This window comes from Niallia alba, from assembly GCF_012933555.1.
In the GTDB taxonomy this organism is placed as follows: Bacteria; Bacillota; Bacilli; order Bacillales; family Cytobacillaceae; genus Niallia; species Niallia alba.
The window spans coordinates 2,766,522-2,791,775 of the sequence record NZ_JABBPK010000001.1 but is presented as its reverse complement, the minus strand read 5'-3'; the positions used below and the strand labels follow the sequence as shown (position 1 = coordinate 2,791,775).

Annotated in this window: 21 protein-coding genes; 13 read left to right on the top strand and 8 right to left on the bottom strand. The window is 34.1% G+C overall.

Annotation, left to right across the window (positions count from 1 at the left end; genetic code table 11):
* The first annotated feature begins 285 nt into the window (after positions 1-285).
* Complete coding sequence (gene ppc / locus HHU08_RS13355; protein ID WP_169188653.1) at positions 286-3,048, top strand: phosphoenolpyruvate carboxylase; 2,763 nt, start codon at positions 286-288, stop codon at positions 3,046-3,048.
* Positions 3,049-3,326: 278 nt separating this feature from the next.
* Here the strand turns inward: ppc and HHU08_RS13350 are convergent, their stop codons facing one another.
* Positions 3,327-3,644, bottom strand: coding sequence for a thioredoxin family protein (locus tag HHU08_RS13350; protein WP_016203643.1), 318 nt, complete (start codon positions 3,642-3,644; stop codon positions 3,327-3,329).
* A 488-nt stretch (positions 3,645-4,132) separates the two neighbouring features.
* On the opposite strand from HHU08_RS13350, the gene HHU08_RS13345 reads away from it, so the two are divergent.
* Positions 4,133-4,570 carry a hypothetical protein gene (locus HHU08_RS13345; RefSeq protein WP_016203644.1) on the top strand — a complete coding sequence of 146 codons (438 nt, stop codon included), beginning with the start codon at positions 4,133-4,135 and terminating at the stop codon, positions 4,568-4,570.
* Positions 4,571-4,626: 56 nt separating this feature from the next.
* Here the strand turns inward: HHU08_RS13345 and HHU08_RS13340 are convergent, their stop codons facing one another.
* Both HHU08_RS13340 and HHU08_RS13335 read right to left on the bottom strand, forming a co-directional pair.
* A complete protein-coding gene (locus tag HHU08_RS13340) occupies positions 4,627-5,421 on the bottom strand; it encodes an HAD family hydrolase (RefSeq protein ID WP_016203645.1) in 795 nt (264 codons plus the stop codon).
* A 155-nt stretch (positions 5,422-5,576) separates the two neighbouring features.
* Complete coding sequence (locus HHU08_RS13335; protein WP_016203646.1) at positions 5,577-6,524, bottom strand: MerR family transcriptional regulator; 948 nt, start codon at positions 6,522-6,524, stop codon at positions 5,577-5,579.
* A gap of 253 nt (positions 6,525-6,777) precedes the next feature.
* On the opposite strand from HHU08_RS13335, the gene HHU08_RS13330 reads away from it, so the two are divergent.
* Together HHU08_RS13330 and HHU08_RS13325 are read left to right on the top strand one after the other, a co-directional pair.
* Positions 6,778-7,938: a metallophosphoesterase gene (locus HHU08_RS13330; protein WP_016203647.1), complete on the top strand. Its 1,161-nt coding sequence runs from the start codon at positions 6,778-6,780 to the stop codon at positions 7,936-7,938.
* 151 nt (positions 7,939-8,089) lie between these two features.
* Positions 8,090-8,497 (top strand): hypothetical protein, encoded by a 408-nt coding sequence (locus tag HHU08_RS13325; RefSeq protein WP_016203648.1) that lies wholly within the window; start codon positions 8,090-8,092, stop codon positions 8,495-8,497.
* Between the two features lie 235 nt (positions 8,498-8,732).
* Here HHU08_RS13325 and HHU08_RS13320 read toward each other — a convergent pair whose 3' ends face one another.
* Both HHU08_RS13320 and HHU08_RS13315 read right to left on the bottom strand, forming a co-directional pair.
* Positions 8,733-9,740 (bottom strand): cation diffusion facilitator family transporter, encoded by a 1,008-nt coding sequence (locus tag HHU08_RS13320; protein WP_016203649.1) that lies wholly within the window; start codon positions 9,738-9,740, stop codon positions 8,733-8,735.
* A 228-nt stretch (positions 9,741-9,968) separates the two neighbouring features.
* Positions 9,969-10,142, bottom strand: coding sequence for a hypothetical protein (locus tag HHU08_RS13315; RefSeq protein WP_016203650.1), 174 nt, complete (start codon positions 10,140-10,142; stop codon positions 9,969-9,971).
* Between the two features lie 254 nt (positions 10,143-10,396).
* On the opposite strand from HHU08_RS13315, the gene HHU08_RS13310 reads away from it, so the two are divergent.
* On the top strand, positions 10,397-12,031 hold the full coding sequence (locus HHU08_RS13310) for a copper resistance CopC/CopD family protein (RefSeq protein WP_016203651.1): 1,635 nt from the start codon (positions 10,397-10,399) through the stop codon (positions 12,029-12,031).
* Between the two features lie 165 nt (positions 12,032-12,196).
* Here HHU08_RS13310 and HHU08_RS13305 read toward each other — a convergent pair whose 3' ends face one another.
* Positions 12,197-12,790 (bottom strand): biotin transporter BioY, encoded by a 594-nt coding sequence (locus HHU08_RS13305; protein ID WP_016203652.1) that lies wholly within the window; start codon positions 12,788-12,790, stop codon positions 12,197-12,199.
* Positions 12,791-12,941: 151 nt separating this feature from the next.
* Between HHU08_RS13305 and HHU08_RS13300 the strand changes: the two genes are divergently transcribed.
* The 4 genes from HHU08_RS13300 to HHU08_RS13285 all read left to right on the top strand — a co-directional run bounded on the left by HHU08_RS13300 (position 12,942) and on the right by HHU08_RS13285 (position 16,245).
* Entirely contained in the window at positions 12,942-13,271 is a 330-nt protein-coding gene (locus HHU08_RS13300) for a DUF3889 domain-containing protein (protein WP_016203653.1), read from the top strand.
* Positions 13,272-13,352: 81 nt separating this feature from the next.
* Positions 13,353-14,066, top strand: coding sequence for an MOSC domain-containing protein (locus tag HHU08_RS13295; RefSeq protein WP_040343607.1), 714 nt, complete (start codon positions 13,353-13,355; stop codon positions 14,064-14,066).
* Between the two features lie 524 nt (positions 14,067-14,590).
* Complete coding sequence (locus HHU08_RS13290) at positions 14,591-15,025, top strand: MarR family winged helix-turn-helix transcriptional regulator (RefSeq protein ID WP_016203655.1); 435 nt, start codon at positions 14,591-14,593, stop codon at positions 15,023-15,025.
* Positions 15,022-16,245, top strand: coding sequence for an MFS transporter (locus tag HHU08_RS13285; protein WP_016203656.1), 1,224 nt, complete (start codon positions 15,022-15,024; stop codon positions 16,243-16,245). The genes HHU08_RS13290 and HHU08_RS13285 overlap by 4 nt, the downstream gene beginning before the upstream one ends.
* A gap of 66 nt (positions 16,246-16,311) precedes the next feature.
* On the opposite strand, the gene HHU08_RS13280 is transcribed toward HHU08_RS13285, so the two are convergent.
* Entirely contained in the window at positions 16,312-19,479 is a 3,168-nt protein-coding gene (locus tag HHU08_RS13280) for a S8 family peptidase (protein ID WP_169188652.1), read from the bottom strand.
* 234 nt (positions 19,480-19,713) lie between these two features.
* On the opposite strand from HHU08_RS13280, the gene manA reads away from it, so the two are divergent.
* Positions 19,714-20,658 carry a mannose-6-phosphate isomerase, class I gene (gene manA / locus HHU08_RS13275; protein ID WP_169188651.1) on the top strand — a complete coding sequence of 315 codons (945 nt, stop codon included), beginning with the start codon at positions 19,714-19,716 and terminating at the stop codon, positions 20,656-20,658.
* 445 nt (positions 20,659-21,103) lie between these two features.
* Here manA and HHU08_RS13270 read toward each other — a convergent pair whose 3' ends face one another.
* Positions 21,104-21,895 carry a histidinol-phosphatase HisJ family protein gene (locus HHU08_RS13270; RefSeq protein WP_016205398.1) on the bottom strand — a complete coding sequence of 264 codons (792 nt, stop codon included), beginning with the start codon at positions 21,893-21,895 and terminating at the stop codon, positions 21,104-21,106.
* Positions 21,896-22,267: 372 nt separating this feature from the next.
* On the opposite strand from HHU08_RS13270, the gene HHU08_RS13265 reads away from it, so the two are divergent.
* The 3 genes from HHU08_RS13265 to HHU08_RS13255 all read left to right on the top strand — a co-directional run bounded on the left by HHU08_RS13265 (position 22,268) and on the right by HHU08_RS13255 (position 24,825).
* Complete coding sequence (locus tag HHU08_RS13265; protein WP_016205399.1) at positions 22,268-23,035, top strand: alpha/beta hydrolase family protein; 768 nt, start codon at positions 22,268-22,270, stop codon at positions 23,033-23,035.
* 147 nt (positions 23,036-23,182) lie between these two features.
* Positions 23,183-23,956, top strand: coding sequence for a DeoR/GlpR family DNA-binding transcription regulator (locus HHU08_RS13260; RefSeq protein WP_016205400.1), 774 nt, complete (start codon positions 23,183-23,185; stop codon positions 23,954-23,956).
* Positions 23,953-24,825, top strand: a complete 873-nt coding sequence (locus tag HHU08_RS13255) for a Cof-type HAD-IIB family hydrolase (RefSeq protein WP_016205401.1) — start codon at positions 23,953-23,955, stop codon at positions 24,823-24,825. Before HHU08_RS13260 ends, HHU08_RS13255 begins: the two co-directional genes overlap by 4 nt.
* Positions 24,826-25,254: the final 429 nt, after the last annotated feature.

Sequence of the window (25,254 nt, the reverse complement as noted above, 5' to 3'; positions counted from 1 at the left end):
TTTAAATATTTAGGTTATATACATTATGTAACCAAAATTATGAGATTCAAGTAAATATAATGAATAGCCTATTTATTTCCATAAATACTCAAAAATAGATTGAAAATACTCTGTTTTTTGTTATTGATGAATAATTGATATAAATATTAGATAAATTATTCGAAATCTATCTTTTCTATCTATTAATTATTGATTTTTGTTAATGAATTTTTAAAAGATTAGTGATAGGATTAATGGTAATAAAGTATTTATGTAAAAAAATTTAGATTAAGGGATGGTAATCTAATGACAACAACGATAAAAGGAAATGAGAGCAGTTTACCTTTACGGAAAGATGTCAAACACCTTGGTAATATTCTTGGTGAAGTGCTTATCCACCATGGTGGCCAAGAATTATTAGAAAAGGTAGAGGTAATTCGTAAGTTAGCAAAAGAACTGCGCGAAACAAATAATGAACATACATATAACCAATTAAAGCTTGAAATGGAAAAATTAGATAAACCTGTTCGCCGACAAGTAATTCGTGCGTTTTCGAAATATTTCCATTTAGTGAATGTTGCTGAATTAAATCATCGCATTCGTCGAAGAAGAGAATATCAATTGAGTCAAGAAAAAGGCGTACAGCCGTATTCAATTGATCGTGCAATAATGGCATTTAAACAAAAGGATTTATCGGAAGAAACGATTCAAGAGGTGTTAAATACTCTTTCGCTAGAACTAATCATTACTGCACATCCAACAGAATCAACAAAACGTACAATTTTAGAGATTCAAAAAAGAATTGCTACTATCATGAAACAGCTTGATAATCCAATGTTAACGAAAAAAGAGCGACAACAGTTAGACGAAGATCTTTTTGAAGAAATCACGATTATGTGGCAAACAGATGAGCTTCGTCAAGAACGTCCTACTGTAATGGATGAAGTAAGAAATGGGCTTTATTATTTCGATCAGACTTTGTTTGATGTTTTGCCAGAAATTCATCAAGAAGTTCAGGATGCGCTCCTCGAAAACTATCCTAACTTTGAGTGGAAAGTACCTAATTTCCTATGGTTTGGTTCTTGGATCGGGGGAGACCGAGATGGTAATCCGAATGTAACTCCGGATGTTACATGGCAAACACTTCATAAACAAAATGAATTGGTAATTCAGAAATACATGGATGCAGTTGACGAATTAATGAAGAAATTTAGCCATTCTACCAATCGTGTAAAAGTTAGCTCAAAGCTAATTCAATCCATTATAGAGGAAGAACAGTTATATTTGACTCCTGAAAAAAAATGGCCGGTTGAAAAAGAAGTTTATCGCAGAAAGTTTTCAGTAATTTTGGAAAGATTAAGGGAATATGGGAAGTCTGATAAAGGCTATGTGAAAGTACAAGAGCTATTAGATGATTTATTTTTAATCCAAGAAAGTTTTGCGTTGCATCAACCTAAAGCACATCAGCAAAAGGATTTACAAAAAATGATTCGTCAGGTTCAACTGTTTGGATTCCATTTAGCAACATTGGATATTCGAAATCATAGTGGGGAGCATGAAGCTGCTATTGATGAGATTTTACGTAAAGTTGGCATAACAGATGATTATAAAAACTTACCGGAAAACGAAAAGTTGCGCATACTTGAAACTGTCTTAAATGATCCACGTCCGATTCTTTTATTAAATGAGGATTATTCAGATGAAACACAGGAAATGATTAGTACATTTTCCATGATAAGAGAGGCGCATAAGAAATTTGGAGAACGTGCTATTAATGTATACTTAGTAAGTATGACTCGTTCACCAAGTGATATTCTAGAAGTGCTTGTATTAGCAAAAGAAGCTGGAATTTATCGCTTACATGCAGATGGCACGGTTGAGAGTCGTTTAAATGTTGCACCATTGTTAGAAACGATTGATGACTTAGTTGCTGGACCTGAAATTATTGAAACATTATTCCGTATGCCCGTTTATCGAGAGCACTTAAGACAGCATAATGATCAACAGGAAATTATGTTAGGATATTCTGATGGTAGTAAAGATGGCGGTACCTTAACAGCGAATTGGAAATTATACAAAGCACAGCGTGAAATTCATGAAATGGCAAGTAACTATCAAATCGGCTTAAAGTTTTTCCATGGTCGTGGTGGTTCGCTTGGTCGTGGTGGCGGTCCATTAAATAAAAGTATCCTTTCTCAACCAGCTGAAACATTAGGAGATGGGGTAAAAATCACGGAACAAGGGGAAGTATTATCTTCGCGTTATTTATTGGAAGATATCGCTTTTAGAAGCTTAGAGCAAGCAACTTCCACTTTGCTTATGGCAATTGCCCATATATCAAAGGATATTAGCGAGCATAAAGAGGAAAGAAGTCTTTGGGAAGATTGCATGGAAGAAATTTCTGCTATTTCTCTTGCTAAATATCAATCGTTAGTATTTAATGATCCTGATTTTATGACTTATTTTAAAGAAGCAACACCTTTAAATGAAATAGGTAATTTAAAAATTGGTTCGAGACCAATGAGTAGAAAAAATAAAACAACGTTTGACAATTTACGTGCAATTCCATGGGTATTTGCTTGGACGCAAAGCAGACAACTACTTCCAGCTTGGTATGCGTCTGGTACAGGACTTTCTGAATTCGCCCAACAAAAGCCAGGCAATCTTGAAATTCTAAAGCAAATGTATGCGAAGTGGCCATTCTTCCGCTCAACAATCGATAATTTACAGATGGCTTTAATGAAGGCAGATTTAACAACTGCTAGAGAATATTCTTCTCTTGTTGAGGATGAAGCAATTGGGAATCGTATTTATCAAATTATTAAAGAAGAATATAATAAAACAAAAACGATCTTGCTAGAAATAACAGGAATTGAAGAATTACTTGATCACACTCCTTCTATTCAAGAATCAGTTTATAGAAGAAATCCATATGTAGATCCATTGAATTTCTTCCAAGTAGAGTTAATTAAACAGCTTCGTGAACAGGAAATTCCAGATAAGGAATTATTGAACCAAGTTCTTTTAACAATTAATGGTATTGCTGCCGGTTTACGTAATACAGGTTGATTTAGAAATAGAGAAGGCAATATAAACAGACTGGGACAAAACAAAATATAAGTGTATTCAGGCTGCGGGTGATCACCACAAACCTTCTTTCTTAAAATGAATAATACCCCAAACGGATTATACGAACTTTTCTTAGCATGTACGTATAATCGTTTGGGGTTATTTGGTTGAAAATACTTATGTCCCAGCTTCTTTTTTGACCTTTAAAAAAATATAAGTTTTAAAGCAAATTTGTGTCTAGCTGTAAGTACTTTGGAGCTGATGTGTATGTGATTAAATTATTTATATGCTGCTAAAAATTCTTCAACTTGTTCAGGTGTTTTTGCATTAGCACTATGTAAATGACCGATTTTTTCGCCGTTTTTAAAAATTAGTAGGCTTGGTATTCCCATTACATCGTATTTTTCAGCTATTTCTGGCAGTTCATCTTTATTTAGGGTATACCATGTTTTGTCATTATTTGCTTCAACGATATCGTCAATGAACATATCCATTCTTGTACAATCTGGACACCAAGTCGTAAAAAACTTTACAATATTTATTTCTCCATTATTAATAATTTCTTCAAATACATCTACTGTTTTAATTTCTTTCATTTTTAAACTCCTCATTTTAAAATATTCCTTTTAACTATTAATAAGTTATTATTATTTATTATACACATTGCACACACTTATTTCCTGCAAAAATGCTTCCTTTTTTATTTTTATATGAAAGACAAGCATTTTATTTGCATTATGACGTTAGAAAGATAAGAATATACAAAGTAGGAGATTAAGGCTGCGAAGAGATAGATATCGAAAAGAAGTTATATTGCCATTATAAAGTGAAACTTCCATCATGGGGGAGTTTCCTTCCTCCCCCATGATGGTTAGGTGAACCAATCGGACCGGACAGTTGATCTCCCAGTTATCTTCCTCGTGTACTCATAAACTTGAGGCGGGAGTCTTACTGTTCGTTAAGAGTGGGATAAAATTATGCGAAAGCAGCTATTTTTGGACAGTTTTTTTCGTTATAATAAACGAGATGTTGTCATATGATAAAAAGGGTCAATTTTACGGTTTCAAGTAAGAGGAGGTTACAAATGAGCTCAACAAAAATAAACATTGCACCAGTGGAAAATACGTACATACGGTTAATATTAGCAATCGAAAATATGGATAAAGAAAAATTAGTAGATCTAGGTGATTCCTATTTACTGAAACTGAATAAGAAAAATAAAAGCGGTAACGAGCTGCACTTTTCCATGCTATTTAATAAAAAGCTAATGAACAAAGTAGCTCGAAGTACGAATCCAACTGTTAATATTACGAAGAATAAAAATCTTATTTCTCTTGAAATTACTATAATGCTTGATTTAACAGAGCCAACGAAAGAAGATAATTACTACTGGATTAAAAAAGAGTTCGCAACCACGCCAGCTTTTGAAATCTCCTACAAAATGAACGAAGAATATTTTGATAAAAAAGTTTTACAGCATCTAAATAAACAGGATGCTAGTGAAGAAAGTACAGAAGTTTAAAAAGGATCGGTCTCTTAACTTGAGACCGATCCTTTGGTTTAAAAGAGTATTTCCAATTATTCTGTAATTAATCCTAGCCATTTTAAACCATTGTATATTCCTGAATCTGTCACAGAAGTTGTTTTATGTTTTGCATACGAGAACAACATCTCGTGAGCATTTCCCATTGCGAAGCCTTCTCCGACTACTTGGAGCATTTCTTTGTCGTTAAGGCCATCTCCAAAGGCAATGGAAGATGCTTTTTCGATGTCCAATTTTTTTAGAATAAGGGATACGGCAAATCCTTTATTGACTTTATCGCTAATGACATCATAAGAATGCCTGAATCCATCAATGTTTACTTGCGAAAGGTGAACGTCAGGGAATGCTTCGTATAAAGCAATATCTTCTTCTTTTAAGTTTACAACGGTTATTCCAAGGATGTTTTCTTTTTCATCTGTCGTAAAGGCTCTATTCTTCTTTAGATGGAATTTTGCACTAAATTGTTTCGTCATTTCTCCTTCAGGATGTGAAAGTAGATTATGAGTATTTGTATATAAAATTAGTTCATTTCCTTTTTCGTTTGCAATCTCTAAGTATTTGGTTACTAAGTCAGGGCTCATTGGTTGTCTAAATACATCTTTACCATTATGTATAGCGTAAGCGCCATTGTATCCGATAAACGATTGAATGGCAAGTGTTTCACCAATATTGGAAATTTCATGTAGTGGTCTACCCGTTGCTAAAAAGACTTCTAATCCTTTTTCTTTCATTAATTGTACTGCTATTTTCGTTGAATCTTGAATCGTATCTTCCGGTGTTAAGATGGTTCCGTCAATATCAAGAAATAAAATTTTATAATTTGTAGACATTTTTACCTCCAGTTAATACATACTATTACGTTTCTCCATACCATACTATCATATAAAAAGCGCAAAAGAAAAAGAGTAACCAAAAATTGAAAAATTTTTTGATTACTCTTTAAGTATTTATACATAAGATTTATCGTTATATACTTATGTAAAAATCAAGAAAAAATTCTCCACCATTGACGCCTTTTTTCTTGAGAGGCAGCAGTATGGCGAAAGGTTTGTACTAATTCTTGAAAATTTCTTTCTCTTTGTTTGATTTCTTTATTCATTTGTTCTCTTTCTAACCGGAGAGTTTCCATTAAATATTGATCATTTTCATTTAACTGTTCCACTGTTTTATTTAATTCTTCGTTCGATTTAGAAAGATGTTCAATCATTGATTTAATTTCCTTAGTGGAAGAAACATTTGATGTCCATTGTTTGGAATATGTTTTTCTTTCCGCTTTTGATATTTGAGAAAGTTTCTTGATTTTAGACTGAATTTCTTCATATCCCGTTGCTGTTTTTTCCGTATTTTTATGTAATAGTTCAGAAAACTCTTCCAAATGTTCGCTAGTTTTCTCCTGTGTTTTGTTCACTGAATTTGTAATATGATGAATTGTTTCTTCACTGCCAGCTTTAATTTCCTTCGTAATTGTTTCTAATACTTCTTTTTTAAGCCCATTACGGATCTCATCTTTGACTTCTTCTAGAAAATCTTGCTTGTAATTTTCCAAGGAAGAAAGAAGGATGCGGAAATTTTGTTCAGCAGTAGGTGATGGTGTAGATTCTATAGACTGAGCCGAATCTATTTCCTTTTTATTAACAACTTCGAAGCTTGTCTGTTCATCGTCTGCTTCCTTTTTTGGTTTTTGAACTTCTTCGTCTTTAGGTCTGTTTATGAGCATCGTCAATGTTTCTTTGACTTCTGCTGTTTTCCGTTTTTCTTTATATAAATTTTTTACTTCATGAAGTAATGTAATTTCTTTTTCTGTATAAATACGTGCCCCGGTTTTAGTTCTAGGTATCACGATAATTCCTTGTAACTCCTTTTCCCATTGTTTTAACTTAGTTGGCGTTGCAGTAAGTTTTTTAGATGCTTCTCTAATCGTATATGCTTTCATTTCTCTCTCTCCTTTGTTATATATCAACGTAATATATATGCCTCTTTATGTATTTATTTAGAGAATCGTGATGTAAATTCCTGCAACAAGACAAAAGCTATCAAAACTTCTAAATTGTTGACAATTTTCCCGATTTTTCTATTTTAGGAAATCATTTTGTTTGATGCTTTCTTCCTCTTGGTGTAGTTCTTTTCGTTAATGTATAAACTAAGAGAATCGAAAGGAATGCTGGGAGTAAAGGGGAGACAACCATATGAAAAAGAAATTTTTAATTATTCTTTCCGTCACACTTATCCTTTTTATGCAAATAAACGCAAAACATATAGAAGCAAATAGTGCGATTGTTGATGAATCAACCGTTAAACTGCGAATTTTGGAAACAACCGATATTCATTCTTACCTATTGGATTATAATTATGAGAAAAAAAAGAAAACGATTGAATTCGGATATAACCGAGTTGCTAGTTTAATCGTACAGGCAAAAAAAGAGCAAAGAAATACTCTATTGTTTGATGTTGGTGATGTCATAAAAGGAAGTCCATTAGCGGAGTATGTAGCAAGTTCCCCTATGTTTTATTCAACGGATATTCATCCGGCCTACAAAAGTATGAATTTAATGGGATATGATGCAGCAACAGTAGGTAATCATGAATTTAATTTTGGGTTGGACTTTTTATTAAACACATTAATGGGTGCTGATTTTCCCTATACAAATGCGAATATTTATGTGGATGATCGAAACGGCTACGAACAGGATGATATTCATTTTTTTCAACCGTATTTATTATTGGATAAAATGGTTGTAGCTGAAAAAGGAAAAATGGAAAATTTAAAAGTTGGAGTAATCGGATTGATCACTCCAATAACACAGGAATGGGATAAGGAACATTTTAAAGATAAACTTATTATAAAAAATATGCGTAAAACAGCAGAAGAAATCATTCCGCAAATGAAAAAAGAAGGGGCAGATTTAATCATTGCCTTAGTACATGCAGGCTTATATTCTGATCAGGATTATTGGCCAAAATCAGGTAATAACGTAAGAGATATTAGTAAGGTGGAAGGAATCGATGTTATCCTTTATGGACATTCACATGGCATTTTTCCAGTAAAGGGAGAAAAAGGACCAAAAGGAGTTAATCATGAAAAGGGATTGATTAATGGAAAACCAGCAGTGCAAGCAGGAAACTGGGGAAATCATCTTGGTATTATTGATTTAACACTTAGAAAAAAGAAGGGGAAGTGGGTGATAGCAGATTCAAAATCAACAGCAAAGCCAATTATTCGGATTATCAAAAAGAAGAAAATATCAATTGTATCGCCAATGCCGCAAATTGAATACATCCTTTCCCGTTATCAACATGATACATTGGAGTATATGAACAGCAAGGATTTATTGAATCATTTAGATTAAAACTATATTTGAAAACGAGGTTATACAAGCAATAAAGTTGAAGGGGGAATAAACAAGTACAAAATGTTATTATTTCATTTTGTACTTGTTTTTGTGTATGATAATTCTATAGATATTTTTGTTTAGCTCGTAATAGTTGGAGGGAATTGCAGTGAAAACAACCATGAATTTGGTTAATAAAGAAAAAATTAAACAGATATTAAAAGAGATGGTCGATGATGCATATGAAAATATAAAGGGAGAAGAGGTTCTACTTTGCATGGAATGCTGTGACGTCGATTTATATATTGCTGCAGATTCTTGTGAACCTTTTCTGGAAGCAGTTAGAGAAAATTTTGCATTAGATGAATTAGGCGAAATTATTGATAGGGAAGCTTATCATATTTTAATGAGGGAACTGGATGAATATTATGTGGATTTGCATATAAATTCAGGATACTATGATTACTTTCCAGCAGGCAACTATAAAGTAAACGGAAGGGAAGAGGAGTCAGAAACAAATATCCTCGCCCCAAAAGGAGTATTTTACGCACCCTTTGAAGAGGCGGTTATTAAATAAGAAAGTTTTCTAAAAAAATGCTGTTTTTTATCAGAAAAATGAATGAGTTGGAAAAATAAAACAGTCGGAATACAAGTAGACACCATGGGATTAGCAAGACAGTCTGAGACCCTGGAGGCTCATTGCGAACCCCACGGAAAGTGTATTCCGGCTCCGGGTTATTAGCAACAAATTTTCGAAAACAGCCTTAAATAAAGAAAATTCCATCAGCGGAGACTTCATCCTCCATTGGTGGTTAGTTATATTTTCCCATTTCATGCGTTTTTTTCCGCTTTTCATATTTATGAATCGAGTGAGGCCAATTTAAAATCCCATCATCTTTATCAAATTCAATGATAATATCGGATACGCCCTTTTCTGTGAGGATTTGTTTTTCAATTCGTTGTCTGATTTTATCAACTTGCTCGACCGTTAACTTACTATCGATTTCGATGCTAAGTTCGACATGAAAATCTTCTCCCTCTTTATAAACAGCAAGGCCTTGAATATCTCGTACATCTGGATCTTTCATAGCAATATTGCCGATTACACCTTGCATCTCCAAGTCAGCTTCACCAATTGCACCTGCGGCATTATCCAAGAATACTTTACCGACCACAATAAACATAAAGATTCCAATAATGATGGATACAATGCCTTCCGCTTGCTTAAAGTTTGTGTACTCCGATACGATTACTGCTAGGATTGCTAATATTCCTCCTGCTGTTGCCACGGAATCCTCTAAGAATACCAATTTAGTTGCTGGTTTTGCTGATTTCAAATAGGTAAAGCTAGAAGGGAATAATTGTAAGCCTCTAGTTTTTAAGCCAGCTGTTGTAACGATTTCTCTCATTGCCTTTATTAATACGGTAAACTCTAAGCAAACAGATATGGAAAGGACAATGATAACAAGAAAAAAGCCAGTCGATTCCTGTGGTCTAATAATATGGTCAATTCCTTCACGCACTGTTTCATATGCCATAATACCGACGATAAGAACAGCAAACAATAAAACAATATTGACAAGTCTGCCGAATCCACCAGGGAATCGTTTTGTAGGTGCTTTTTTACTCAAGGCAGAACCAATAAATACAAAAAACTGATTGGCTGCATCTCCAAGAGAGTGCATCGTTTCTGCAAACATTGCAACATTACCAGTGAGAAAATAAGCAACTCCTTTTAATAAAGAAATAATGGTATTTACAAGAGCCGCAAGGAGAGCGGAACGATTGCCGTTCTTTAATAACAATATCAATTCCTTCATTATCTTTAGTACCCTTCTTCCCTACCTATGATGCAGTCATAGCCAAATAAAAAGAGAACTTCCCTCTATATACAACCAATTAATAAATGGTTTTATGTTTATGGGAAGTCTCTATTAGCTTCTATAATTGTAAATATTACAATTAACAGAAGTCTTTTTGTAAGTCTTTGGTGCTATCACACGATTGTTGAATATGTATGTCTAAGAAGTAATAATAGTGGTTAAGTTTTAAGCTAATTCGCTTTTTTCAACTGCACTATTCCAATCAGGAAAATAATGTAGCGCATGGCGCATTAAATCTGGATGGCTTTGTTTTACTTTCTTTTTATTCATATTCATGCCACTTGTACGTAATTGTTGAATAGCCAACATTACTTCATCAGCAGTCATGTTAAGATCCATTGACTTACCTCCTTTTGATTTTGTTCTTATTGTTTACAAGTAATAAGAAAAATATACGATAGATAATAATATTTCTTGGGAAAGCGCAAAATACGCTATTCGAAGACAAATGATGACTAATTCTCGCAAAAATGATCGAATAACTATACAAATATACCACTTGATTGTACGAATGAGTGTTCATTCGCTATAATTGGGAGGGATATAGAAAATAGAAGGACGTGATTTAAAAAGTGAATAGGAAAATATTGCTTATGTTTCCTTTAATTGTACTAATTATTAGTTTTATAGGAATAAATACAGTTTCTGCCCATGCTTATATAACAAATTCCAATCCTAGTGAAAATGAAATATTAGAGGAAGCTCCAGAAAAAGTGTACATAGAATTTAATGAAAAAATTCAAACTGGTTTTACAATATTAAATGTTTTAAACTCATCAGGGGAAAGAGTTGATCAGAAGAATATTGTGATTAACCCCGATACGGAAAAATCAATCGAAGTGGATTTAAAACCAGAGTTACCTAACGATATTTATACAGTAGAATGGAGAGTAGTTTCGGCGGATGGACACTCTGTTTCCGGGATGCTTCCGTTTAGTATTGGTGAATTGCCTAAGGGGGCATCATTTCCAACACAACAGGAGAATGGGAATTTAACAACATTCATTAGTATGATGATAAATAAAGGTTTCCTTTATATCGGATTTTCTTTATATATGGGACTTTTCTTATTTTATACGATTTGGTTTCAGAAAAAAAACTTGTCCAGCACATTAATAAAACGAACAAAAACAGTTTCTATGACTGCAATCATATTGCTTGCGATTAGTATTTTCACTTTCCTTGTAATACAAACACAAAGTTATGCAGGTGGTGGCATAGTAGCTTCCATAAAACCTACCAATTTATTAGAAACATTGTCAAGTACGAAAGAAGGAACCATTTGGATTATCCAAATTATCCTTTTAGCTATCCTTTTTGTAGGACAACGATCTATTTGGACAAAAGAAAGTTACTTCGAAAGAAAACACTGGTTTATTCCAGGGTTGGCTTTTTTAGGTATTATGGCTTCGAAGGCGTTTCTTGGTCATCCTTCCAGTTCACCATATGAAACAGTAGCAATTTTGTTTGATTTTTCTCATTTATTAGCAGCATCCATATGGCTTGGCGGAATGCTTGTTATTGTACTCTTTTTGAGAGAAGGGATATTTGCTAAAGAAGGCGAAGGTCATGACATGTACTGGGCAACGATGGAAAAGTACTCCTTATGGGCTCTTTTCTCAGTTGCAGTTTTAGCTATTTCGGGAGTAATAAATGCTTCTTTATTAATCCCTGATTTTCATTCACTAGTAAGTACGGCATACGGAAAAACCTTGTTAATTAAAATTGGTTTGCTTGTATTTATGCTTATATTTGGAGCGTATCACTTGGTTAGTAGAATTCTATTAGGAAAGAAAGATTTCTATAAAAAATCAATAAAAATTGAAATCGGTCTAGGTATCTTAATATTACTTGTGACTAGTGCATTTACACAAATTCAAACACCAACCTTGCCAATTGATTTGCCTTTTTATAAAGAAGCAGAACTTGGTGGTTATAATGAAAATATTAGTTTATCGATTACACCGAAAAAGACTGGTGTGCAAAATCAATATGAAGTATTTGTATTTGATAATAATCGCAATCCAATCGATCCAATCGAACAAATTACGATTACGTTAAAGCATGGAGAAAAAGAAACTTCATTTCCTCTAACACAGGAAAAGGAAGGACACTATTTTGCAGAAAATCTCCAATTAAATCAGCCAGGAAAATGGGATGTGGAAATACATGTTTTGACCGATGAATTAGAATCGCTGGACTTTTCTTATCCTATCCAAGTAAGATAATGTTTCATTGATAGAATAATCGGGAATGGAAATAGGCAAGTATTTCTCGGGAAAGCGCAGAATCAGACAGGATTTTTAAATTAAACAGTCGTTTTATGGCGAAAAATAGAGGAAGTCGGCGGTTTTAGTAATAAACAAGTCCCCACAGATGTGGGGACTTGTTTATTACTGATTAGAATTAGAACTCCAATTTGTATGGAGCGCACTTTTTTTAACAACGGAATTATACAATCGATAACCAACAATTCCAGCGATAAACGTAAGAATGATATCTTTTACTAACGGAAGAACCATCCAACTCCACAATAGTTGATAAGTAAAGCCTTCTGGTGCAGCATACCAAAGTTTATATGCCATATACATCCAGCTAGTTCCGATTATGTAATTAATGATTAAACCGATGAATCCGCTAAAAATATAGACAGGAACAGATTGTTTTCTTTCAACTATTAATCCAACAAAGAAAGCAGTAATGATAAAAGCTAAAATAAATCCGAAAGATGGTTTTGTAATCGTAATAAGACCACCTGATATACCTGCGAAAATTGGAATGCCGATGAGACCAACGAGCATATAAACAATCATTGCAACACTACCGAGTCTTTTTCCTAAAAGTAATCCTGCAAGGATAGCAAAAAATGTTTGAAGGGTCACTGGAACACCTCCAATTACTAGAAAACTTGCTACATTCGCACCAACTGCCATAAAAGCAACAAATAAGGCAATCATCGTAATATCAATTGTTTTCCACTGTTTCAAGCTTGTCACTCCCTTTTATAATATTTACTTTATTTACTATACTTCCCGAAATAATTTATGTCAACCTAAAAATAATTTAGTTAACATATTAAACGTACATAATTTCTCATTCCATGTTCATACTAAAAATATGATGAAAGGAGATGATTGCATGAAAAAAATAAAGTTTCCATTCATAGGCATCTTATTGCTGAGTGTATTTCTTATGCAGTTACTTCCTCTACAAACAGAAGCAGAAGCATTACCTTCTTATGTTAAATGGGGCAGAATTGCCATGACAAAGGCTCAAGAAAAATACCCTAATAGTGAGGTTACCGATTATCTGCATGTTGGTAAGGAAGATAAAAAAGGAACTTCAGTGGAAAAGTTTAAGCTTATTGTAAAGCAGGATCAAAAAGAAATAGGTGTATTTGTCAACTTAACTTTTGATACGCGAACAGAACGTTTATTATCAGTTGAAATGAAAGAAACCCAACCTTAATATCCAAAGAACTCTCTAAAAGAATTGGTTTTAGGGAGTTTTTTTGTTTTAATGGAAGAAAGAGAAAGGTGGGGGAGAGTTATGATTGTTGGAAAGGTACATAAAATGATGCGTTATCCTGTAAAATCTTTTACCGGAGAAAGTATTTCGAAAGCACGAATCATGTCTTATGGTATATATGGGGATAGAAGTCATGCTTTTATCGATAAGTCGAGTAAGGACAAGCATTTAACGATTACTCAATATCCTAAAATGGTTACATACAAAGCAGCGTTTATAGGGGATGATTGTTTAGAAGCTTTTCCTAAAATGAAAATTAGTGCAAGCGATGGTTCGGAATACAATTGGGATGATTCAGCTTTATTAGAAAGGCTGGAAAAAGAAACAAATCGAACGTTGGAAACAATCACCTATTCTCCAAACTATGTTCCGTTCCCGGCAATTGAAGAAGACAATATTTTGTTAATCTCTACACAGGCACTATCCGAATTATCTTCTTCGTATGGTGAAGTAATTGATGAAAGGAGATTTAGAGGGAATATCTTATATGATTTACAAAATAGTATGAAGGAAGAAGACTTGATAGGAAAACAAATAAAAATTGGTACAGAAGTAATTCTTGAAATCAACAAGTATTGTGAAAGATGTATGATTATTACGGTCGATCCCGAAACAGGCACAAGGCAACCAAAGTTATTGAAACAACTTGTGAAAGACCAAAATAATCATTTTGGTCTCTATGCGAGTGTCATTCAAACCGGAACTATCTATGCTGGCGATGTAATTTCTATCTAATCAGAAGGATTAAGAAGGGACTGTGGACTTACGTCTGCAGTTTTTTATCCCACTCTTAACGGACAATAAGATTCCCTCCTCAAGCTTATGAGAATACGAGGAAGATAGGCGGGAGATCAACTGTCCGTAAAGGTCCGATTGGTTCAACTAACCATCAGTGGGGAGGAAGGAAAACCCCCTCTGATGGAAGTTTCACTTTATATAGACATAGAAATCAAAAATAATTCCATAAAGAACTAACAGCCTTATTAATCAAACGATTGATTAATAAGGCTGTTTTTAAATAAGGCTGTTTTCGTAAAGTTATACACTTCGCTTTCCGTGGGGCGAAGCTTGAGTCTCCTCACCGGGGTCTCAGACTGTCGCGCTAATCCCCGTGACGTCTTCGTGTATTCCGGCTGCTCCATTTTTCCTACTAATTCTTTTTCCTATTGAAAAAACACAATCCTTTAGTAATATATTGCTATCAGTCCTTAAAATATGATATAGTTACCTAGGTAATTAATTTTAGATCGGAGAAAGAGATGAACACGACTCATGAATTATTCCATTCTATCCAGCAGCTTGCAAGGCAATTTACAAAACACTTAAATACAGCATTAGAGCCCTTTGATATTTATAGTTCGGAATGGGCAATTTTGTTTGTATTAAAAAAGAACGGTCCGCTTACTCAAAAGGAAATTGCTGAATATTTATCCATAGAAGCACCACCTGTAACACGTACGGTGAAAAAGCTGGTTGAGAAAAAATATGTGCTTCAAGTAAAGGGAGAAGACAAACGCACGAACAAAGTGTTTTTGACGGACGTAGCATTACAAAAGTACGAAGAATGGGAAGTCGCTGTTTTACAGGCAAACCAAGAATTGCTTGCACAATTGCCAGTTGATTCTTGGGTATATTTGCAACAAACTATTTCGCAGTGGTCTCAATCATTAGCAAGCAAGGAGGAAAAAAATTGAATAAAGAACCATTATGGACAAAGGGGTTTATCCAAATATGGATAAGTAACTTTTTTTTATTTATGACGTTTTATTTTTTATTAGTATCATTACCAATTTATGCGATTCGAGAACTGAATGGAAAGCAGTCAACAGCAGGATTGATCGTTACGGTCTTCATAATTACTGCGATAATCATTCGACCAATAGCAGGTAATTTAATGCAAAAGTTTGGAAAGAAGGCCATATTTATAACATCCTTACTTATTTTCTTACTTGCCGCAATTTTTTATTTATTTACTGATTCTATTGAAGGTTTACTTGTGGTTCGTGCCTTGCACGGGATTGGATTTGGGATGGCTACCACTGCAACTGGAACCATTGTTGCAGACATTTTGCCGAGTTCCAGAAGAGGAGAGGGCATGGGGTATTATTCCATGAGTATGAACTTAGCAATGGTTGTTGGTCCTTTTATTGGATTGCAAGCTATTAACTCATGGGGAAATACAACACTATTTACATTAGCGCTTATTTTTGCATTTTTAGCTATTTTAACAGGTGGGTTCATGAAATTTGAGCCAGTGGTAGAAACGGAAACGGTCGAGAAAGAAAATAATAGTAAGAAGGGATTTAAATTCGAGCAAATCATGGAAAATACAGCGGTGAAAATTAGTATCGTTGCTGCGATGTTTGGAATCGTTTATTCGTCCATTCTTTCCTTTGTTTCTGTCTATGCAGAAAATATAGGGCTTGTTAGTGTATCCGGTTATTTCTTTGTAGTTTATGCAATTTTTATGCTTATGGCAAGACCTTTTGCAGGAAAATGGTTTGATCGATATGGAGCAAATAAAATCGTTTATCCATGCATCGTATTATTTGCTATTGGAATGATTGTCCTTGGAATGGCTCAATCAGAATGGATGTTTTTACTTTCTGCAGCATTAATTGGCTTAGGATATGGCTCTATGTTCCCATGTCTACAAACAATCGCCATCCAAAAAGCAGCTCCACAGAGACGGGGACTTGCAACAGCAACATTCTTATCAATTTTTGATATCGGGATTGGCTTTGGTTCATATATTGTCGGAATTATTGGCGACGCAATCGGCTTAAATACTTTTTATTCTTTAAGTAGCATTTATATTTTGATTGGTATTGTTTTTTATTACTATTTACACGGGAAAATGATTGGAAAAGAAACAATCGTAACCAAGAAAGAAAAATATAATACAGGTGCATAAATTAAGAAGGCTCTCTTTTTTCGAAACGGTAATGTTTCTCGAAAAGAGAGCCTTCTTTTGATATTTTTATTTAGCCTTTTTGACAATCTTAGTAACGGTTTTGCTGACATTCCCAGCTTTATCTTTTGCTGTTATATTCAGGGAGGTTTTTTCCTTTTGTTTCTTTATTTTAATGGAAAATACCCCTTTGTTATCTGCTTTTCCTTCTGCCAAAACTTTATTTTTAATTTTAATGGTTATCGTTGCATTTGCTTCAGCTTTGCCTGTAATCTTTGTTGTTTTAGTAGTAACATTGTTTACACTTGGAGCAGCAGGAGCTATTTTATCAGCAACCGTAATTGTTTTTTGTTTGCTTGCATTTTTTGCTTTATCTGTAGCAGTTAGGCTGATCTTGGTGTTCGCTTTTTGCTTTTTGATTTTAATCGTATACTTTCCATTCTTATCAGCAATAGCAGAACCGAGCGTAGTTTTTCCGACTTTAGCTGTAACGGTAGAACCAGTCTCTGCTTTACCGGAAATTTTATCAGACTTATTACTAATCGTTCCATTTACAGATGGTACAGAAGGAGGCGTGTTATCAATCACTTTAATTGTTGTTGCTTTACTTTTATTTTTCGCTCCATCTGTAGCTGTTACGGAAACAACTGTGTTTCGTTTTTGCTTTTTGATTTTTATAGCAAATTTTCCGTTTAAGTCTGCATTTCCATTACCAATCGCATTTCCATTTACAGTTGCGGAAATACTAGCAAAAGCCTCACTCGTTCCTTTCAGCACTACATCATTATCGCCAAGTTTTTGAACGGTAGGAGCGCTTGGTGCTTTTGTGTCATTTTGAACCGTTGTTCGAATGGATGTACTAGCCTTCCCATCTTTACTTGAAAAATGGATATAAAGAAGTTGGTTTGTTTGAGTCAGCGGTATTTCTGCTGCAAATTTCCCGTTTTTATCAGTTGTAGCCGAATAAGTTTTACTGCCCAGTTTTACACTTATTACACTTCCTTGTTCAGCTGTACCTGTAAGTAATCGAGTACTATTATAAATCGGTGCAACCTTAGCTTTTAATTGCAAGGCACTAAAAGCAGAATAGGCATTTAATCTGCCCCAACCAGATACTTTATCAAAGCCTACTGGATAGCTATCTACAGGAAAGTCCTCAGGAAATTCTTCCATATACTCGTTTTCAGGATTGTCATTTTCTTTAAAGATAATGGATGTAGCTGTATCTGTTAAATATTTTTCTACTTCTTTCGGTTTTAGGTTTCCGTTTAAAGAGAGCAGTAATCCAGCCACAGCAGCAACGTGTGGGGTAGCCATAGAAGTACCACTGTAAAGCACTAAATTACCATTAGGAACAAGACTTGGAATATTAGAACCTGGTGCTACAAGATCCAGCTCTTTTCCATAGCTTGAATAATCGGCAACGATGTCTAAATCATTTGAGGCACCAACTGCCGTAACATATTGAGAAGAACCTGGATAATCAAGACCTTCATAGCCTCCATTTCCACTAGCGGCAATGATAGTGACGTTTTTGCTATAGGCGTATTGAAGCATCGATTCAAGCACTCTGCTATACCCACCGCCTAAACTCATATTAATTACTTTTGCGCCATGATCTACTGCATATTTAATTCCTTTAGCAATTTGTTCTGTATCCCCCGAACCTGAGGCGTCTAATATTTTAACCGGCATTATTTTTGCATTGGAATGGATGCCAGACATGGAAAAAGCATTATTTATGCCAGCAGCGATAATACCACTTACATGGGTTCCATGATTATTGTCATCATATACATTCGTTGATTCATTGATAAAATTATAGCCAGCAGTAATTTTATTTTTAAAGTCAGCTAAAGAAGCATCGACACCAGTATCTAATACAGCGATTGTCGTTTGTTTCATGTTAGAAGATTGCTGAAGCTGATATAGTTTTTCGAATTGTATATCAGCCCCTTTTTTCCCATTTGTTTGTGCTGTATTTTTTAATGACCATTGATAAGGGGCAGACACATCACTTGGCAAAGCCAATAATGAATATTGTTGCACTGGCTCTATATACTCGACTTCTTTGGCTTGCTCCATTTTGTTAATGAGAGTATTAGCACTTTTGGCCGTATATTTACCTTGATCTAATTCAATTGTAAACATGCCGTCTGCAATTTGTTCTGTGCCTTCTAAACCATTAATCGTTTGTGCGGTTGCTTTACCTAGACTGTTTTTTAAGGAAGAAACAGTTCTTCCTGCTTTCATTTTGACGATAAATTTATTATTCATTTCTTTGTTGCTAATAGTGGAACTAGAAGCCCCTAATGTCTTAAAAATATCGGCAATGGTTTTGCCTTCTAATTTCGACAAATCTATTTTTTTAGCTATTTTTTCCATTTTTGTTTGTAAAGCAGCAGGTGATGCTTCGTTAGCAATAGCATATAAATTATTTATTGCCTTTGCTTCGTTTTTGCTTATCTTGTAATTGCTAGTTGTCCCATTTTCTAGCAAGTTAGTGAAAATTGGTTTTAATGCTGTTAAATTTGTTAATACTTCTTGTCGCAATGTTTTATTAAATATCATTTTTGCTGTCAGAAAAGGAGAGACTTGATAATATAAGCTAGAAAGATTTGTCCCATTTTCTGTAGATGATAAAATGGTATCTCGAATGGTTCGTAATTGTGTAAGCAATGTTCGATTATCTTTTGTATCCAGCATGCTTAATTCGACTGGACATGCTTCTTCCACTTCAACGGTAGGTGCCAACTTTGTATCCTTTACTATTAAGGAAAAATCTCCATTTGTTTCAGGGAACTCATCCTCGTCTATGTATTCCTCATCCTCTAAGTTGGAATAATAGTCTACTCTAATATAATATGGTCCATCCCATGCAATTGGAAAATAGATTACGCCTGCATAGTCAATAAAGCTAACTGTGTTATATTGGCTAAAAGTATTACCTAATTGCGCATTTTCTTTACTAGAATAGACAGAAATATTCATTTCTTCCGTAGAATTTAATTTAATCTCTAAATGAGTTGCGTTTTTTACGACTGATGCAGGATCAATCATAAACCATTTTACATTTTCATCTGCTTGAAAAGATGATGTTATTTCTTTTCCAATGGAAAGAGTTTCAGCATGGGTGATGTTTTCCATCGCTTTTGCTTCTTTCATCGGTAGGATGTTAAAAACTAATGAAACAATTAGTAATAAAGCAAAAAAAGATTTCCAATTACACTTTTTCATAAATTTCCCCCTATAGGTGATATATTACAAATCTATTAAATCACCTTTCTATCATTTTGTCCTCTTATTTTTTGTATTTTTAGCAAAAAATGTATATCTTTTTTTGTAATCTACTAGGAAAATTCCCACTAATTTTTTGCTTTTATTTTCTATTTTTGAAAATCGAAACCGTTTTATTACGGAATATGTTAGAATAGTTTTGTAAATATTGTAAAGAAGGAGTTCCATTATCAAATGAACGAGCCATTATTTTTTAAACCAGTATTTAAAGAAAGAATTTGGGGAGGTACTGCGCTCCGTAGCTTTGGTTATGATATACCGAGTGAAATAACAGGGGAATGCTGGGCGTTTTCCGCACATCCGCACGGACAAAGTATGGTTAAGAACGGACCGCTAGCAGGTAAAAATTTAGAAGAATTATGGGAAAATCATCGTGAGCTTTTTGGAAATATAGATGGTGATCGTTTTCCATTATTAACAAAAATATTAGATGCAAATCAAGACTTATCTGTACAAGTCCATCCGAATGATGATTATGCAAAAGTTCATGAAAATGGGGAGCTTGGGAAAACAGAATGTTGGTATATTATTGATTGTCAGGATGGGGCAGAAATCATCTTTGGCCATCATGCAAACACAAAAGAAGAATTAAAAGCGATGATAGCTGAAAACAGATGGGATGAGCTATTAAACAAGGTACCAGTAAAGAAAGGCGATTTCTTCTTTGTACCTAGTGGAACAATTCATGCTATTGGAGAAGGTATTATCATACTTGAAACACAGCAAAACTCAGATACAACTTATCGTGTCTATGATTATGATCGTACAGATAGTGAAGGTAATAAAAGGGAATTACATATTGAGCAATCAATTAATGTAACAACAGTCCCACACCAATTAGCAGCAACTTCTCCAACCGTTGAGCAAAAAGGAGATTTGGAAATTACCAACTTTGTTGAATGCGATTATTTTACAGTTGAAAAATGGGCATTAGATGGAAAAGCAAATAGAGAGCAAGAGCAATCTTTCTTATTATGTAGCGTAATTGAGGGAGACGGCTCTCTAGAAAAGGATGGGAAAGAATTTGCTTTCCAAAAAGGAGATCATTTCTTGCTGCCAAATAAATTTGGTGCATTTGAATTAAATGGGAAAGCAGAGTTAATTGTTTCCTATATTTAAAAGTAGTTTGTTTAGATAAATAAAAAGAGGATGGGACATAACTAAATAGATACTCTGTAAAGACGAACAATTTCTAATATAGCTAGTAAATAGCGGCTGCTTTCGCATACTTTTTACAAGAGGAAATATAATTAGTTGGAAAAACAGAGCAGCCGGAATACACGAAGACTCCTATGGGATTAGCGAGACAGTCTGAGACCCTGCAGGCCACAGGCCGAAGCGGCTCAGCGCGAGCCCCATGGAAAGCGAAGTGTATTCCGGCTGCGGGGAATCGCACCAAACTTCATGGAAACATCCTTTGAAAAACAAATAAAAGCCCGAACAATTATACGGAACATTCATTAGCATCTTCGTATAATTGTTCGGAATTATCCTTGGCTGGAATACTTATGTCCCAGCCTCTTTTTATTTATTTAGAGATCTAATTTAGACCAATATCCTAATTTCACATGTCTATTCGTATTGGTTTTCTTTTTTCAAATGTATAATAGGAAGAGAAACCAGCTTCTTTTGCTAAATTAAGTGCTTCTGTGAAGCCTGCGCCAACATCTTCTTTTTTATGGGAATCAGAGCCAATCGTTAGTATTTCGCCTCCTAATTCTTTATATAACTTTAAAACTTCTAGAAATGGCAATGATTCATTTAATTTTGTTCTCCAACCAGAAGTATTAATTTCTAATCCAATTCCTCTTTTTATAGCCATTTTTAATATGGAACTAATAATTTCTTGATAGTCTGCAAAGGTATATATTCCTCTTGTAGCATGCGCATATCGTTTCATTAAGTCAAAATGTGCAAGCACATTGATATCTGCATATGTAACTAATTCATACATCTCTTTAAAATAGGCGAGATAAATATCCTCGTTTGGGTGTGCGTTCATATATTTACGAAGTGTTAGACCAGCAAGATTATGAACAGAGCCGAGTACATAATCAAAAGGAATTGTTGATAAAACAGCTTTATATTGTTCGCGCATTAAATGTGGTTCGCATAATTCAATTCCTATCTTTATTAGAAGTTGATCTTCATATATAACTTGGCATTTCTGGATATCTGCTAGGTAGTTTGGCCAATTCATATGTCCATAGGTAGGAGCATTTGGATTGACCGAAAAGTGTTCCGTAAAACAAATTTCTTGCACTCCTTTAGTTATTGCCTCTTTGCAAATTTCCATCATTATTGCTTTCGAATCAAAAGAATGATTGGAATGGTGATGGTAATCAATATAATACATAAGAATCTCCTTTTTATAGACCATTTTATCCCACTCTTAACGGACAGTAAGACTCAACCATAAGCTTATGAGAATACTAGGAAGATAGGTGGGAGACCAGCTGTCCGTAAAGGTTCGATTGTCTCAACTAACCATCAGTGGGGGAGGAAGGAAATACCCCACTGATGGAAGTTTCCCTGTATTTGACCAGTAGATAATATTTTCTCTATAGTCTATTTTATCATAATGTTTTTTTAAAACATGAATTGCCAAGGAAGTAACTTTCCTTTATGATGAAAAAAAGATTTCAGAAAATTGTTGTTTTAAACTTACTAAACAGGTAGGAATAATATATAATGAATAATTATCATGTGTAATTAGGGGGAAGTGGAGATGACTGAGGTAAAGACAATCAAATGGAAGGACGATGATCTCATACTGTCTGTCGATTATCCAAATAAAATCTACAACGAATATAAAGTAATAATTATCTGCCATGGGTTGATCGGCAGTAGAGTTGGAGTAGACCGATTGTTTGTTAAGGCAAGTAATTTACTTACTGAAATGGGCTATTTAGTGATTCGATTTGATTATAAGGGATGTGGAGAATCTAGTGGTGAATATGGCAGGAATCGATTGTCCGATTTAATTGACCAGACAGAAGCAATGATTCAATTTGCGTATGATGAGCTCTCGATAAAAGAACTTATTTTACTAGGGCATAGTCTTGGTGGTGCAGTCGCATTATTCACTGCAATCAACAATTCGCGCGTTAGCCGTTTAATTCAGTGGGCTGCTGTTGGGAAACCAGCATTTGATATTAAACGAATATTTGGAGAGGAAAGGTTGTCCGAATTAGCAGAAAAAGAAGTAGTTGATTTTTATGGCTATTCGTTTTACCAAACATATTTTGATTCTTTATCGGATTATTTCCCGTTAGAAAGCTGTCGACAGTTTTCTGGAGATGTTCTTATAGCGCACGGAACAGTAGATAAGGATATTCCGTATCAGTATTTGAATGAATATAAACAAGAATATTTACGAAGAGACAAAGGAACGGTTGAAACATTACTTATTGAAAATGGAGAGCATACATTTTCATCCTCAAGTCAATTTAATCAATTAATAAATGGAACGATCAAGTGGTTAGAAGGTAACTAATTAAAAAAACGCAGATGGATAGATTCAGCATCCATTTGCGTTTTTTTAAGTGGAAATAATTATTTTACTTATTTTAGCTTATTATTGTGGAAATTTTTAAGTGAATAACTTAAAATAGAAAGAGAAGAAAGAATTTGAGGGGATAATATGGCACAAGAACAAAGGTTAATAGACATTGTTCACTATTTAAATCAGCATGAAAAAATTACTGTGGAAGAAATTTGTTCCCTCTTTCACGTTTCTCGTGATACAGCTAGACGTGATTTAGTAAAGCTTGAAGAGGAACAGGCAATTATTCGAACAAGAGGTGGTGCACTATTACCTAAAGTTCATCGGAAAGTAGATAATTATCATAATCGATTGAAATCCGTTTCAGAAGAAAAGAAAGCTATTGGAAAAATAGCGGCATCCTTTGTTAGAGATAATGACCATATTATTCTAGATGCTTCTACGACCGTTCAGGCAATGGGAAATTATATTAACCAAGAATGTACGGTGATCACAAACTCCATTAATTTGGCTGATATTTTATCAGATAAACAATTGCCGAAAATTCACTTATTAGGTGGAGTAATGCAAAAAGAACATCGATATTTATATGGAAATTCTGTAATTCAGCGATTAGATAAATATTATGTAGATAAAGTGTTCATCGGTATTGTCGGTATATCCGAAAAAGGACTTACTATTGTCGACGAAGAAGATGGCGCAGTTAAAAAGAAGATGATGAAACAAGCAAAGCAAGTCATTGTAGTAGGGGATAATAGCAAGATTGGCATTACCGACTTTTATCAGTTTGCTAAGCTTTCCGATATTGATCTCTTTATCACAGATAAAGAACCTGAAGACTGGTTTATAGAATTATTAAACGAAAATGGTGTTGAATTATTGGTGGCAAACAGAAGGGATGGAGAAGCATGATTTCATGTATCGTAACAGATTTAGATGGAACACTTTTAAATCATGAAAGCAAGATTAGTCCTCAAAATGTGGAAAGTTTGAAAATGGCACAAGAAAAAGGCGTAGAAGTGATTGTAGCAACAGGGAGAAACTATCCAGATGTTATCGAAATTTTTAAAGATACCGGTTTAAAAACATGGATAATTGCGGCTAATGGGGCAACGATTCATGACCCTGAAGGCAACCGTTTTGATCATGTACCCATGGATAAACAGAAAGCGATGAAATTATTGCAATGGTTGGAAGAAAGAGATTATTATTATGAGGTTTTTAGTAATGATTATCTATATTCGCCACAACGAGGGAGACAATTAATTGAAATAGAGCTTGATCGACTTTGTACAGCTAATCCAGAAATTAGTCGAGCAGAACTAGAGAAACATGCAATCACCCAATTTTCACAAACCGGTTTTTCGTATATTAATAGTTATAAGGAAATAGAAATGCCTACTATTGATGTATACAATATTTTAGCCTTTTCCTTTGATAAACAAAAATTGGATGCAGGTTGGGAAACATTCAAAGATGATCCATCGATTACACTCGTGACATCTGGTACGTATAATTTTGAATTTGAGCATAAGGATGCATCAAAAGGGAATGCATTAGTAAAACTAGCAAAACATTTAGGTGTTCAATTAAAAGATATATTAGCAATGGGTGATAGTATGAATGATTTATCAATGTTAGAAAAAGTCGGCTATCCAGTTGCTATGGGGAACGCAAGAGAAGATGTAAAAAATGCTTCAATTGAAATTGCTGAAACGAATGATGAGCATGGCGTAGCTAATACGGTTAAGCGACTTGTTTTATCTTCAATTGCTATATAATTTATAAAAAAGATTTTTAGAAACTTAAATGGAATTTTCATGCGTTGCTTGGAGTGGAAAGCAACATCTCTATTCAAAGGGACTAATAAATATACTATATCCAAACTTCTATTTCTAAAATTCAGGGGTTTGTCTACAGTCTGAAAGAAGAAGGCGAATCCTTCTTCTTTTTTTATACCATTTAAAAACATATTCCCGAAAGAAATGATAATTATCGACTAGTAATCGTTTTTTCTAGAACTATTGCGCCTATTAGTAGGGGTTCAGCACTATTTTTTTTAGCGATTTTGAGATATAATAAGTAGGTAGTAAAAAATATAGTATCTACTACTAATAGTAGATGATATAATTTAAAATGATGATTTTATTGTGGCTTATTAAAATCTTACATATAGTGAAAGATCACATAAATAAACATGAAGTTATTTT

What these genes read in the sequence shown, in the direction of transcription:
- HHU08_RS13345 (WP_016203644.1), top strand. Translation starts at nt 4,133, where the DNA reads ATGAGCTCAACAAAAATAAACATTGCACCAGTGGAAAATACGTACATA.
- HHU08_RS13255 (WP_016205401.1), top strand. Translation starts at nt 23,953, where the DNA reads ATGATTTCATGTATCGTAACAGATTTAGATGGAACACTTTTAAATCAT.
- HHU08_RS13340 (WP_016203645.1), bottom strand. Translation starts at nt 5,421, where the DNA reads ATGTCTACAAATTATAAAATTTTATTTCTTGATATTGACGGAACCATC.
- HHU08_RS13270 (WP_016205398.1), bottom strand. Translation starts at nt 21,895, where the DNA reads ATGTATTATATTGATTACCATCACCATTCCAATCATTCTTTTGATTCG.
- HHU08_RS13260 (WP_016205400.1), top strand. Translation starts at nt 23,183, where the DNA reads ATGGCACAAGAACAAAGGTTAATAGACATTGTTCACTATTTAAATCAG.
- HHU08_RS13310 (WP_016203651.1), top strand. Translation starts at nt 10,397, where the DNA reads ATGTTTCCTTTAATTGTACTAATTATTAGTTTTATAGGAATAAATACA.
- HHU08_RS13290 (WP_016203655.1), top strand. Translation starts at nt 14,591, where the DNA reads ATGAACACGACTCATGAATTATTCCATTCTATCCAGCAGCTTGCAAGG.
- HHU08_RS13335 (WP_016203646.1), bottom strand. Translation starts at nt 6,524, where the DNA reads ATGAAAGCATATACGATTAGAGAAGCATCTAAAAAACTTACTGCAACG.
- manA (WP_169188651.1), top strand. Translation starts at nt 19,714, where the DNA reads ATGAACGAGCCATTATTTTTTAAACCAGTATTTAAAGAAAGAATTTGG.
- HHU08_RS13280 (WP_169188652.1), bottom strand. Translation starts at nt 19,479, where the DNA reads ATGAAAAAGTGTAATTGGAAATCTTTTTTTGCTTTATTACTAATTGTT.
- HHU08_RS13320 (WP_016203649.1), bottom strand. Translation starts at nt 9,740, where the DNA reads ATGAAGGAATTGATATTGTTATTAAAGAACGGCAATCGTTCCGCTCTC.
- HHU08_RS13330 (WP_016203647.1), top strand. Translation starts at nt 6,778, where the DNA reads ATGAAAAAGAAATTTTTAATTATTCTTTCCGTCACACTTATCCTTTTT.
- HHU08_RS13350 (WP_016203643.1), bottom strand. Translation starts at nt 3,644, where the DNA reads ATGAAAGAAATTAAAACAGTAGATGTATTTGAAGAAATTATTAATAAT.
- HHU08_RS13315 (WP_016203650.1), bottom strand. Translation starts at nt 10,142, where the DNA reads ATGGATCTTAACATGACTGCTGATGAAGTAATGTTGGCTATTCAACAA.
- HHU08_RS13265 (WP_016205399.1), top strand. Translation starts at nt 22,268, where the DNA reads ATGACTGAGGTAAAGACAATCAAATGGAAGGACGATGATCTCATACTG.
- HHU08_RS13295 (WP_040343607.1), top strand. Translation starts at nt 13,353, where the DNA reads ATGATTGTTGGAAAGGTACATAAAATGATGCGTTATCCTGTAAAATCT.
- ppc (WP_169188653.1), top strand. Translation starts at nt 286, where the DNA reads ATGACAACAACGATAAAAGGAAATGAGAGCAGTTTACCTTTACGGAAA.
- HHU08_RS13300 (WP_016203653.1), top strand. Translation starts at nt 12,942, where the DNA reads ATGAAAAAAATAAAGTTTCCATTCATAGGCATCTTATTGCTGAGTGTA.